Genomic DNA, 12,018 nt, shown 5'->3' with positions numbered 1-12,018 from the left:
CCCGACGAACACGATGTCGATCGACGGGACGCGCTGCAGCACCTCGTAGGGCCCCACCGCGTCGAGCGCGGTGAACCGGGGAAACAACGGGATTGCAACTTGCGTCATGCCTGCCTCCGGATGGTCGCCGCTTCGGTGTCAGTCTCCGCCGGCGCCGCCGGCCGCCGCAGCCCGGCGGGCCGCAACCACTGCGGAAGCCAGCCGGGCGGCGCGTCGGGGGCCCGGTCGAACGGCCCGCCGGCCGGGTCGTCCAGACACCCGCGCATGCGCACCAGATCCTCCTCGGGCCGGTAGATCTGCCACACCACCAGCGCGCACAATCCGACGACGGCCACGTCGCGCAGCAGCACCGTCGTGGTGAAGACCTGCTGCGGCAGCGTACGGTTCGGCTCGGAATACAGGTAGTACATTCGCGGCACCCAGACCAGCGCGTCGATCGTCATCCAGGCCAGCAGGATCCGGCGGTGCGGCAACGCCAACACGGCCAGCGGCACCAGCCACAGCGAGAACTGCGGGCTCCACACCTTGTTGGTCAGCAGGAACACCGCCACGACCAAGAACGCCAGCTGCGCCACCCGCGGCCGCCGCGGCGCGGTCAGCACGACGTAAGCGATTGCCGCGCAACACGTTGCGAACGACACCGCGACGACGATGTTGAGCACCGTGGGCGGCTCCCAGAAACCGAGGTGGGGATCGAAACCGCGCCAACCGGTGAACGACTTCACCACGGAGTACAGCGAGTCCATATCGTCGCCGCGGCGGGTGTTGAGCCGGAAGAACTCCGACCAGCCCCGCGGGAACAGCACCAGCACCGGCAGATTCACCAGCAGCCACGTCGCCGCGGCCGTCGCGGCGGTGCGGGACCACGCGCCGAGGCGCCCGGTCCGGATGCCCAGCACCAGCATCGGGCCCAGGAACAGCAGCGGATACAGCTTGGCCGCGGCGCCCAGCCCGATCAGCACGCCGGCGAGCACCGGCCGTCGCCGCGCCCACGCCAGCAGCCCGGACATCGCCAAACCCGTGGCCAGGGCGTCGAAGTTGGTGAAGATCTGGAAGATCACCAGCGGCGAGGCGGCCACCAGGGCCGCGTCCCAGATCCGCCGCCCGGCCAGGCCCGCGGTCGCCCACACCGTCGCCAGCCAGGCCAGCGCCAGGCCGAACGCCGCGACGTCGAAGAACATCACCACCTCGGCCACCACCGGCAGCGGTCCCAGCTTGCTCAGCGCGGTGTAGGTCTTGGCCAGCGCCATCGACCCGTACTGGTAGAGCCCGGTCAGCACCGGATACTCCATGTAGCGCACCGCGGGGCGACCGTCGTACTGCAGCTGCGACGCACCGTCGGCGTCGGTTTCGACCCAGCTTGACTTGTAGGGAAACTTGCCCTGGCTCAACAACTCCGCGCCGTAGAGGGGCACCGTGTCGGAGTAGCACAGCTCGTAGTAGGCGCGCTGGTTGTCCCAGTTGGCCACCCGCTGGTCCCCCGGCCCGGTGCCGTGGCTCTGCAGGCACGCCGCCTTCGTCGAATAGCCGAGCGCCAGGAAAACCAGCGCGATCACGAACATCACCCGCAGCGGGGTCATCACCCGGGTGCGCCCGATCAGTGCGTGCCGGCCGACAGGTCCCCCGACCATGTCGGCGAAGGCGGCGCCCAGAAAGTCGGTGCGGCTGGGGCAGTCGCGGGTGTCCAGGCTGCGCCGGTCGGTGGCCAGCCGTCCCGGCGAGATGGCGGCGCTCTGCTCGGCGGCGCCGGTCACGGCGGCGGCGGTGGGGGGGCTTGCGGGCCGCCCGGTGCGGCCCCGGTGTCCGACGGCGGCGGCACTATCGGGACCGTCGTGGGCGGGCCGACCGGAATGGTGATCCCCGGCGCGATCTCCACTGTGGGCTGGATGACCGTCTCCGACGGCGGGGGCGCCTGCGGAGGCGGCGGTGGTGGTGGGGCGGGCACTCCCGCGTAGCCGCCGATCGCGGTCGGCTTGGGGAACGATTGGTTGGGCGTGCCCTTCAGCGCGCCGTCCATGGTCGCCTTCCAGATGTCCGACGGCAGCCCCGACCCGTACACCGGCGCGCCCGAGGCGGTCACCAGCGGCTGGTCACCTTTCACGGTGCCCACCCAGACCGCCGTCGACAGCGACGGCGTGTAGCCGACCATCCATGCGTCCTTGTCGGCCTTGGTGTCGCCCAGCTGCGTGGTGCCCGTCTTGGCCGCCGACGGCCGCCCGCCCGCCAGGTTGTGCCCGCGCGAGTAGCCCGCGATCGGTTCCATCGCGGCGGTGACGTTGTCGGCGACGGCCTTGTCGATCCGCTTCTCGCCGCTGTTGTCGGAGTTGGCGGCGTCGAAGAGGACCTGGCCCTCGGCGTTGACGACCTTCTGCACGAAGTGCGGCCGGTGGTAGACGCCCGAGTCGGCCAGCGTCGCGTAGGCCGACGCCATGTCGATCGGCCGGGTTTCGTATTGGCCCAGCACGATCCCGTTGTTGGGCGGCCCGCCCTTGCCGTCCTCGGACAGCGTGTGTTCGACGCCGGGGAAACTCTTCGCGACGCCGGCCTGGTGGGCGGCGTCGGCGACGGCCTGCGGCCCGCCCTTGAGTTTGAGCATCAGCCGGTAATAAGAGGTGTTCAGCGACTGCTTGAGCGCCTGGGCGATGTTGCAGGTCCCGCAGCTCTCGCCGTCGACGTTGGTGATCTTGATGCCGTCGACCGTCAGTGGGGAGCTGTCCACCTGGTAGCCCAGCCCGATGCCCTGTTCCAGCGCGGCGATCAGGCAGAACACCTTGAACGACGAGCCCGTCTGCAGCCCGGCCTGGGCGAAGTCGAAGCCGTTGGCGTCGGGACCGCCGTAATAGGCGCGGATCGCGCCGTCGTGCGGGTCGATCGACACCACGGCGGCGCGCATGTCGGGGTCCTGCCCGTGGAGGTACTTGGCCACCGCCTTCTCCGCGGCCTGCTGGGCCTTCGGTTCGATCGTGGTGGTGACCTGCAGCCCCTGGGTGTTCAGGGTCTGCTCGTCGATGTTGAACAACTCCATCAGCTCTTTGGTCACCTGGCGCTCGATCAGCCCGTCGGGGCCGCTCGTCTGGTTCTCCGCACGGGCCTGATCGGGCGGCACGGTCTCCGGGAACACCTGGGCGGCGCGGTCACCCGGGGACAGCGCCTTGGTCTCGACCATGCCGTCGAGCACCCAGTTCCACCGGGCCTTCGCCCCCTTGGGGTCGACGGCGGGGTCCAGCGTCGACGGCCGCCGGATCAGCGCGGCCAGCAGCGCCCCTTCCGAGACGGTCAACTGCTCGACGGGCTTGTCGAAATACGCCTTGGCGGCCGCCGAGATGCCGTAGGCACCCCGGCCGAAGTAGATGATGTTCAGGTAGGCCTGCAGGACGTCGTCCTTGGACCACTCCCCCGACATCTTGGTGGCGATGACCAGTTCCTTGGCCTTGCGCATCAGGCCACTGAACCCGTGTTGCGCCGAACCGACCAGCGCGTTCTTGACGTACTGCTGGGTGATCGTCGACCCGCCCTGCAGGCCGCCGTTGCCGAACAGGTCGTGGTTGATCGCCCGGGCGAACGCGGTGAAGTCGAACCCGGGGTTGGAGTAGAAGTTGCGGTCCTCGGCGGCGATCACCGCCTGACGCACGTGCACCGGCACCTGCTTGAGGTTGACATCGACCCGGTTGCCTTCCGGCGGAACGATTCTGGCGATCTCCGAGCCGTCGCTGGCCAGAATGGTCGAGACCTGGTTGGTGCGGATGTCGCCCGGCTTGGGGATGTCGACGATGACGTACGCCATGGCGAAGGTCACGAGCGGCAACAGCACCAGCACCGCCGCCGCGAGGTAGGACGCCCGTCGCACCCACCGCCAGTTGACCCGCTCCACCCAACTCGAGCCGGGACCCGGCGAACGCCCACGAGGTCCGCCCGGGCCGCCCCGACGGGGCGGTGGCGGGGGCCCCGACACGGACTGTCGACCGGAAAACGGCCGGTCCTGCCGGCCGTCGAGGGCCGCCTTGACCTCCGCGAGCTGATCCCGCTCGGCCTGCAGCGGCGTCGAGGGCGGGTTGTCCAACGCGGCCTTGACCTCGTCGATGGGGTCCGATCGCCGCGGGGAGCGATCGTCGGTGACGGGCGGCAGGATCGCCGTCAGCCGGTCGTCGGGCGGAACCGGACGCCGCCCGGGCGCCGGACGCCCGGGGTCGCCGGGACCGTCGGTGTTCGCATGCTTGCCGAAACGCTCAGTCTCCGACCCGTCCGAGCCGGTGGACGACTGCTCGTGGCGGCCTTCGTCATTCAATGGCGGTGCGGGCGCCGTTGCGTGCCCTGCGCGTCCCGCGGGTGCCCTTCGGTGGCCGCGTCGCGCCGAGCACGTACGACTTGACTAGGTGGTTCCAGCTGCAGGTGCGGCACACCTCCACCACGTGGACCTTGAACTCCTCGAAGCGGGTCGCCAGCAAGACCAGCTCCTCGGCCGTGCGGGCCGACCCCGACACCGCGCCCAGGTGCTCGCCGAACACCCACGACACCAGGGTGAGCTGCTCCTTGCGGCAGATCGGGCACATCACCTGGCTCGGTTTCCCGTGAAACTTCGCGGCGCGCAACAAGTACGGGTTCGCGTCACAGACCTCGGACACTCCGGTGCGACCCGAATAGACCTCGGCCAGCAGGGAGCGCCGCCGAAGCGCGTAGTCCACTACCTGTCGCTGCAGTCGCACGCCCACCAGAGTACGTCGCCATCCGCCCCACTGATACGCGGCAAGCTGATGCCCGGCGCGTTCGCCGGCCCGAGCCCGGCCCGGCTACCGCCGATTACGGTGGCGACTCCGCTGGACTTCACGAAAGATCCCGGCGCCAAGCCCGACGGGGTCGCGGCCGTGGTGCTGATCCTGCGGGGCGCCCCGGAAACCCTCGGCATCAAACCGTCCGACGTCAAGAGCACGTATCTGATCGTCGAGCCCGCCGACGACCCCACCGCGCCCGGGGCGGTGTCGCTGTCGGTGTACGTCATCGAGCGATTACGGCGGCGGTTACATCACCTTCACAGGACACGGGACCGTCAAGCGGGTGAACTACCCGTCGTCGTGACGACGGGCTGCGGGCCAACCCCGCCCACGCCGTTAACACCGGTCAAATGCCACCCCAATCGCAGGTGGTGGCGGGGCGAATGGGCGGTGTTGTGGCGAATATATCGACGCGATAGGATGACCCGAGGCGTCGGGCCGTCGTAACCGGACATGCAAAGGAGGTGGGTCGATGCTGGAGCTTGCCATCCTGGGGCTTCTCATCGAGTCGCCGATGCATGGCTACGAACTGCGTAAGCGGCTGACCGGCTTGCTCGGCGCATTCCGGGCGTTCTCGTACGGTTCGCTCTACCCGGCGTTGCGGCGCATGCAAGCCGACGGGTTGATCGCCGAGGACGCCGCCCCGACCGGCACTCCGGTGCGGCGGGCTCGCCGGGTCTACCGACTGACCGACGAGGGTCGCCGGCGCTTCAGCGAGCTGGTGGCTGACACAGGCCCGCACAACTACACCGACGACGGCTTCGGGGTACACCTGGCGTTCTTCAACCGCACTCCGGCCGAGGCCCGGATGCGGATCCTGGAGGGCCGCCGCCGTCAGGTGGAGGAACGCCGCGAAGGCCTGCGCGAAGCCGTGGCACGGGCCAGCAGCTCGTTCGACCGTTACACCCGGCAGTTGCACCAGCTCGGACTCGAGTCCAGCGAACGTGAAGTCAAATGGCTCAACGAGCTCATCGCCGCGGAGCGGGCCGCGCCTGGCCTGTCCGAACAAACGTAATCCCTGCACGAAACACACGACAGCCGAGACACCGAGGCTCAAACAGTTATGAGGTTAGGAGAACGCTCTATGACCGAGCACAACCCGTCAGGGGCGCTGACGGAGGTACGAGTCGCCATCGTCGGCGTCGGGAACTGCGCGTCCTCGCTGGTCCAGGGCGTCGAGTACTACCAGAACGCCGACGAGTCGTCGTCGGTGCCCGGCCTCATGCACGTCCGGTTCGGCCCGTACCACGTGCGCGACGTGAAGTTCGTGGCCGCGTTCGACGTGGACGCGAAGAAGGTCGGCTTCGACCTCTCGGACGCGATCTTCGCCTCGGAGAACAACACGATCAAGATCGCCGACGTGGCCCCCACCAACGTGGTGGTGCAGCGCGGCCCCACCCTCGACGGCATCGGCAAGTACTACGCCGACACCATCGAACTCTCGGACGTCGAGCCCGTCGACGTCGTGCAGGTGCTCAAGGACGCCAAGGTCGACGTCCTGGTGTCCTACCTGCCGGTGGGCTCGGAGGAGGCCGACAAGTTCTACGCCCAGTGCTGCATCGACGCCGGCGTGGCGTTCGTCAACGCGCTGCCGGTGTTCATCGCCTCCGACCCGGTGTGGGCCAAGAAGTTCGCCGACGCGGGGGTCCCGATCGTCGGTGACGACATCAAGAGCCAGGTCGGCGCCACCATCACCCACCGGGTCATGGCCAAGCTGTTCGAGGACCGCGGTGTGCAGCTGGACCGCACCATGCAGCTCAACGTAGGCGGCAACATGGACTTCCTCAACATGCTCGAGCGCGAGCGCCTGGAGTCCAAGAAAATCTCCAAGACCCAGGCCGTGACCTCCAACCTGCACCGCGAGTTCAACACCAAGGACGTTCACATCGGCCCGTCGGACCACGTCGGCTGGCTGGACGACCGCAAGTGGGCCTATGTGCGGCTGGAGGGTCGCGCCTTCGGCGACGTGCCGCTGAACCTCGAGTACAAGCTCGAGGTGTGGGACTCGCCGAACTCCGCGGGCGTCATCATCGACGCGGTGCGCGCGGCCAAGATCGCCAAGGACCGCGGCATCGGCGGCCCGGTGGTCCCGGCGTCGGCCTACCTGATGAAGAGCCCGCCGCAGCAGCTGCCCGACGACATCGCGCGCACCCAGCTCGAAGAGTTCATCATCGGGGCGTGAGCACCGCGCTTCGGCGCACCGAGCATCAGGTGGCTTTCCCGAAGCGATAGCGCATGCGATAGCACGCCGGCGTCCGGCGGCGCGAGAGCCAATTCGTCGACACGGCGCTGGGCGGTTGCTTAGCATCATCTCTCGATGAACGTTCAGCCCGCCGCGTTCCTGCGCACGACCCTGCCCCTGGACCTGTCTCGCCTCGCAGAGCTGGACAACGGCCGCTACCACTCGATCTGGCTGCCCGATCACCTGGTCAGCTTCTGGCCCGACTCCCTGTGGACCCCCGAGTTCACCGACCTCGCCGCCGCCTCCCCGTCGCCGCACCGCCACCTCGACGGGCTGGTGGTCGCGGCGGCGGCCGCGGTGCTGACCGACAACGTTCCCGTCGTCAGCGCCGTCGTCGACACGGTCCGGCGCCACCCGTGCATGCTCGCGCAGACGGCGCTGACCATCGACCACCTCGCCAAGGGGCGCTTCGTCCTCGGCCTGGGCAGCGGCGAGAGCGAGAACACGGTGCCCTACGGCTTCGACTTCGCCCGGCCGGTCGCCCGTTTCGAGGAGGCGCTGAACGTCATCCGGCTGCTGTGGGAGAGCGACGGCCCGATCGACTTCGACGGGCGGTTCTACACGCTGCGTCAAGCCCGGTTGGACACCGAACCCTACGACGGGCGGTTCCCCCCGATCTGGATCGGCGCCAGCGGCCCGCGGATGCTCGACATCGCCGGCCGCCACGCCGACGGGTGGTGGCCGGCAGGCGCCTGGACGCCGGAGCACTACGCCGAAATGCTCTCGGCGGTAAGGGCTTCCGCCGAACACGCGGGCCGTGACCCGATGGCGATCACGCCGTGCTTCATCCAGGTGTGCCTGATCGGCGCGGACGACGACGCGCTCGCCGAGATCCTGCGGGCGCCGCTGGTGCGGGCGTTCCTGCTGCAGGTCTCCGCGGAGACGTTGCGCGGCTTCGGGTTCGAGCACCCGATGGGTGAGGGCTGGCGCGGGTTCCAGGACATCGACCCCGCGACGCTGCCCCGTGAGCGGATCGTGGAGTTCCTGGACAAGGTGCAACCCGAGATGGTCCTGGCCGTCGTGCCGCACGGTACCCCGGGGCGGGTCGCCGAGATCGTCAAGACGTACGTGGACGCGGGCCTGCGGGTGCCCAAAATCCTCGACTACGGCGCCATGGCCGGCCTGAAGTACGCCGAGGCCTCGGCGGCCAACGTCCGGGCGACCGAGGACGAACTGCTGCGGCTGTGCGGGGCCGTCTCGTGAGCCTCGACGCCGCGGCGCTGCTGGAGGCCGCGCAGGCCGAGACCGGGTTGCGCGACTACGCCGACCCGACGCTGCCGCACCGCTTCGCCGTCGCCGTCGACCACCTCAACGCGCTCGGCCTGGACGCCGACGGTGCGCGCGAGGCCGCCCGGGTGTGCCATTGGCTGCTGACCTCGCGGCTGGAGTTCGTCGGGGACCGCAACCGCTATCCCGTCGGCGACGAGGTGATCGAGGCGCCGATGTTCGTCACCGGCGAACCCCGGTCGGGCACCACGCTCATGCACGCGCTGATGTCCGTCGACCCGGACGCGCGGGCGCTGCGCTTCTGGGAGGTGATGTACCCGTCGCCGCCGCCGGGACTGGCCGGCCCGGACGACCCCCGCCGCGCCCGCGCCGACGCCGACTGGCGCGAGATCAACGCCAAGCTGCCCAAGTGGCTGCACAGCCACCCCTACAACGACATGCTCGGCGACGGCCTGCCAGAGGACGAACGCACCTGGGCCTTCGACTTCCGGGTGATGACGCCGACCGCGTGGTGGCGGGTCCCGATGCAGTCGCTGGTGGCCGGGCTGCCCACCGACGCGGCCGCACAATACCGGCTACACAAGGCCATGCTGCAGCAACTGCAGTACCGGCGCCCCCGAAAACGCTGGGTTCTCAAGGGTTTTCACGGATTCCGGCTCGCGGAGCTGTTCGACACCTACCCCGACGCCCGGATCGTGTGGCTGCACCGCGACCCGGTCCAGGTCGCCGCGTCGCGCACCATGATGATGGCCGACATCGCCGAAGGCATGGTCGGCCCGATCGACCTGCACGCCGCGGCCAAGATGCACCTGGAGCTGACCCGGGCCGGCATCGCCAACACGATGGCCAATCCGCTGGTCGACGACCCGCGCATCCTGCACGCCCGCTACACCGACTTCGTCGCCCATCCGGTTGAAACGGTGCGGCGCTACTACACGTTCTGCGGCCGCGACCTGGCGGCCGGGCCCGAGGCGGCGATGCGGGACTATCTCGTAGCCAACCGCGGCGACCGCCACGGCAAGTTCACCTACTCGACGCGCCTGTTGACCGACATCGGCGAGGACCTCGACGCCCTGCACGCCGAGTTTCGGGCCTTCCGCGAACGCTTCGGCGTCGCGATCGAGAACCGGGCCTGACCCGTGCCGGCCCACGAGCGCCTGTCGGTGCACAGCGTCACCTTCTACGGCACCCCTCTGGCCGAGCTGGAGTCGCACTGGCGGACGCTCGGGGTGTCGCGGCTGAGCGTCCTGGACGACCAGCTGCTCGATCCGTTGTTCCCAACCCTGCTGCAGCGCAACGGCTACACGGTCGAGGCGGTCTGCCACGTCTTCGCGGGCGGCAGCCTGGCCGCCGACCCGCGGGCCGCGCAGGACGCGCTGTGCGCCGTGATCGACGCCGCCGCGGGCGTGGGGGCCCGCACCGTCTACCTGCTCACCGGGGGCCGCGGCGGGCTCAGCTGGACCCAAGCGGCCCGACGCTTTTCGGACATGGTCGCGCCCTGCGTCGCACGGGCGCGGGCGGCCGGGGTGGCGCTGGCGATCGAGAACGCCTCCAGCCTGTACGCCGACATCCACCTCGTCCACACGCTGCGCGACACCGTTACCCTGGCCGAGATGGCCGGGCTGGGCATCTGCATCGACGTGTTCCACTGCTGGGCGGAAGGCGATTTCGAGGCGATGGTGCGGCGGGCGCTGCCGCGCGCCGCGCTCGTCCAACTCAGCGACTACGTGCTCGGCGACCGGTCGCTGCCGGCCCGCGCCGTCCCCGGCGACGGCACGATCCCCCTCGAGGCGTTCCTCACCGACGTTCTGGCCGCCGGTTATCGGCACGGCTTCGACCTGGAACTCATCGGCCCGCGCATCGAGGCCGAGGGCCGGCTCGGATCCGCCTGGCGCGCATGCGATGTCGTCGGCGCGATGCTCGACAGACTGGGGGCATGACAATGGCCTACGGTGACGGCCCCGACGACGCGGCGCTGCGGGCGGCGTGGACCGAATTCTGCGCCGCGCTGCAGCGCGCCGGCGAACGGGTCTTCAAAGACGCCAACCCCGCCTCGGGGGTGCAGCGTGCCGACGCGTTCCGCTTCCTCACCCAGAACCTGGGCCAGGCCTTCGACCTGGCGCTGGAGACCCGCGACACCCGTTACCCGGTGCTGCACACGTTCTGCGGCCCGACCCGCAAGCTCGGCGGCGACTGCGCCGACTTCACCTACCAGCAAGCCTGGATCGACGGCGAATCGACCTACCTGCTCACCGGCACCCGCGGCACGTCGCGGTTCTTCAACGTCACCGTCCAGGGACCCCGCACGCCCGGGCCGGGCGTGCTGCACGAGCCCTTCGGCGACACACCGGAAGCCAACCTGCTCGGCCATCGGCTCCACGTCGAGGACGACGGGACGTTCGAGCTCTACATCGGCGGGCCGCAACGCGGCCCGAACTGGCTGCCCACCACGCCGGGATCGCGAAAACTGTTCATCCGACAGGGCTTCGACCGGTGGGACGAGGTGCCGGCGCGGATGCGCATCGAGCGCGTCGACATGACCTGCCCCAAGCCGCTGCCCACGCCCGCGGGCATGGCCGAGGCGATGGGCTGGGCCGGTGACTTCGTCACCGGCCTGATGTCCGACTGGCCCGAGTTCCCCTTCACCCACGGCGGCGTCGACGCCGGGCATCCCAACGCCTTCCCCCGCGTCGGGGCCACCGAGGCCGACGGCAGGCGCGGCCGGGCCGCGACCAACATGTACTGGGAGCTCGCCCCCGACGAGGCGCTGATCGTCGAGTTCGACGCCCACGACGGGCTGTGGATGTTCACCAACATGGGCGTTTTCTTCAACAGCATGGACTACCTGTACCGCCCGGTCAGCTACACGCCGAGCCGCACCACCGTCGACCGCGACGGGCGCATCCGCCTCGTGCTGGCCCACCGCGATCCCGGCGTGCACAACTGGCTGGACACCCAGGGCTTCGAGCGCGGCAACCTGACCTACCGGCACATGCTCGAGGGCGAGCCTGTCGTGCTCAGTACCCGCGTGGTCGAGTACGACGAGCTGGGCGACGCTCTGCCCCCAGACGCTGCCATGGTGACTCCGGCGGAACGCATCGCCGCGATGTGGGAACGGTTCCACGGTGTTCGCCGTCGTTACCTACTCTAGGGCGGCGGCGTCGGGGTCGGGCGTGCTCGTGGCGGCGTGGCGGTGAATTCCAGCCGGTCGCGACGATCGCAGGATTGAACGAGAAGACGAAACACGTTGCTCTTCAACGGAAACGCAAATGTGGAGATGGCCGGTCTGTGATCGGGTCAGGCGGCGATACTGCACCGCCGAATGCACTGTTGACGCCCGGGTCCTCGGGATCGGGCAATAGCAAATCATGCGGTAGCAAGACGCCGTGCCGCAGGTGATCATCACCGAACAGGGCCGAGGTGCCTCACCTAAAAGTGAGCGCGAAGCGGTCGCTGGTGCCTCACACATAGTGAGCGCGTGGAGGGCTTGCACTACTTCGCCTTGGCCAATCGGTTGATTGACGGTTGTAATGCTTGCAGGTCGATGTGGCGGGCGCCGGCTAGGGCCTTGGTCTTGGTCTTGGCCAGGTCCAGCAGCTGCATTTGGATGGCGTTGATCTGCCGGGTCAGATCGGCCGGGTTGATGCCTTCGATCCGGGCAGCGACGTTCGCGAGTTGTTGGTTGTCAAGCACTCCCGATGCCTGCAGACGCTGCCACGGGGTGGCCGGCTTGTCGTAGATGCGCTTGCGGCGACCAGCTGCGGTGGTGGTGTAGCCGAG

The 12,018-nt window shown here is 69.3% G+C and carries 9 protein-coding genes and 3 pseudogenes; 7 read left to right on the top strand and 5 right to left on the bottom strand.

The genetic code is table 11. The annotated features are described in order from the left end of the window. From AC2VOR_RS18195 to AC2VOR_RS18180, 4 genes and pseudogenes are all read right to left on the bottom strand, one after another. Positions 1 to 108, bottom strand: a pseudogene (locus AC2VOR_RS18195) (DJ-1/PfpI family protein); the annotation flags it as partial. After that, positions 105 to 1,754, bottom strand: coding sequence for a glycosyltransferase family 87 protein (locus AC2VOR_RS18190; RefSeq protein ID WP_369736294.1), 1,650 nt, complete (start codon positions 1,752 to 1,754; stop codon positions 105 to 107). The pseudogene AC2VOR_RS18195 and the gene AC2VOR_RS18190, both read right to left, overlap by 4 nt. Next, the gene (locus tag AC2VOR_RS18185; RefSeq protein WP_486964257.1) at positions 1,751 to 4,285 is read right to left on the bottom strand and encodes a transglycosylase domain-containing protein; all 2,535 of its coding nucleotides are present in this window, start codon (positions 4,283 to 4,285) and stop codon (positions 1,751 to 1,753) included. Before AC2VOR_RS18185 ends, AC2VOR_RS18190 begins: the two co-directional genes overlap by 4 nt. Continuing rightward, on the bottom strand, positions 4,278 to 4,703 hold the full coding sequence (locus AC2VOR_RS18180) for a DUF5318 family protein (RefSeq protein ID WP_369736292.1): 426 nt from the start codon (positions 4,701 to 4,703) through the stop codon (positions 4,278 to 4,280). Before AC2VOR_RS18180 ends, AC2VOR_RS18185 begins: the two co-directional genes overlap by 8 nt. A 168-nt stretch (positions 4,704 to 4,871) precedes the next feature. Here AC2VOR_RS18180 and AC2VOR_RS18175 point away from each other — a divergent pair. From AC2VOR_RS18175 to AC2VOR_RS18145, 7 genes and pseudogenes are all read left to right on the top strand, one after another. Then, positions 4,872 to 5,073, top strand: a pseudogene (locus AC2VOR_RS18175) (hypothetical protein); the annotation flags it as partial. 168 nt (positions 5,074 to 5,241) lie between these two features. Further along, positions 5,242 to 5,784 carry a PadR family transcriptional regulator gene (locus AC2VOR_RS18170; protein ID WP_369736291.1) on the top strand — a complete coding sequence of 181 codons (543 nt, stop codon included), beginning with the start codon at positions 5,242 to 5,244 and terminating at the stop codon, positions 5,782 to 5,784. 69 nt (positions 5,785 to 5,853) lie between these two features. Then, entirely contained in the window at positions 5,854 to 6,951 is a 1,098-nt protein-coding gene (locus tag AC2VOR_RS18165) for an inositol-3-phosphate synthase (RefSeq protein WP_369736290.1), read from the top strand. A gap of 135 nt (positions 6,952 to 7,086) precedes the next feature. After that, a complete protein-coding gene (locus tag AC2VOR_RS18160; RefSeq protein ID WP_486964256.1) occupies positions 7,087 to 8,214 on the top strand; it encodes an LLM class flavin-dependent oxidoreductase in 1,128 nt (375 codons plus the stop codon). Next, the gene (locus tag AC2VOR_RS18155) at positions 8,211 to 9,374 is read left to right on the top strand and encodes a sulfotransferase family protein (protein WP_369736288.1); all 1,164 of its coding nucleotides are present in this window, start codon (positions 8,211 to 8,213) and stop codon (positions 9,372 to 9,374) included. Before AC2VOR_RS18160 ends, AC2VOR_RS18155 begins: the two co-directional genes overlap by 4 nt. A gap of 3 nt (positions 9,375 to 9,377) precedes the next feature. Further along, positions 9,378 to 10,178 (top strand): sugar phosphate isomerase/epimerase family protein, encoded by an 801-nt coding sequence (locus tag AC2VOR_RS18150; protein WP_369736287.1) that lies wholly within the window; start codon positions 9,378 to 9,380, stop codon positions 10,176 to 10,178. Next, positions 10,175 to 11,389 (top strand): DUF1214 domain-containing protein, encoded by a 1,215-nt coding sequence (locus AC2VOR_RS18145; protein WP_369736286.1) that lies wholly within the window; start codon positions 10,175 to 10,177, stop codon positions 11,387 to 11,389. The genes AC2VOR_RS18150 and AC2VOR_RS18145 overlap by 4 nt, the downstream gene beginning before the upstream one ends. Before the next feature lie 341 nt (positions 11,390 to 11,730). On the opposite strand, the pseudogene AC2VOR_RS18140 reads toward AC2VOR_RS18145, so the two are convergent. Continuing rightward, positions 11,731 to 12,018 (bottom strand): annotated as a pseudogene (locus AC2VOR_RS18140) (integrase catalytic domain-containing protein); the annotation flags it as partial.

The organism is Mycobacterium sp. TH-M103 (assembly GCF_057473785.1).
This window is presented reverse-complemented; position numbering and strand designations above follow the sequence as displayed.

Excerpts from the sequence above, each read along its gene's own strand:
- AC2VOR_RS18160 (WP_486964256.1), top strand. The coding sequence starts at position 7,087 with ATGAACGTTCAGCCCGCCGCGTTCCTGCGCACGACCCTGCCCCTGGAC.
- AC2VOR_RS18170 (WP_369736291.1), top strand. The coding sequence starts at position 5,242 with ATGCTGGAGCTTGCCATCCTGGGGCTTCTCATCGAGTCGCCGATGCAT.
- AC2VOR_RS18165 (WP_369736290.1), top strand. The coding sequence starts at position 5,854 with ATGACCGAGCACAACCCGTCAGGGGCGCTGACGGAGGTACGAGTCGCC.
- AC2VOR_RS18145 (WP_369736286.1), top strand. The coding sequence starts at position 10,175 with ATGACAATGGCCTACGGTGACGGCCCCGACGACGCGGCGCTGCGGGCG.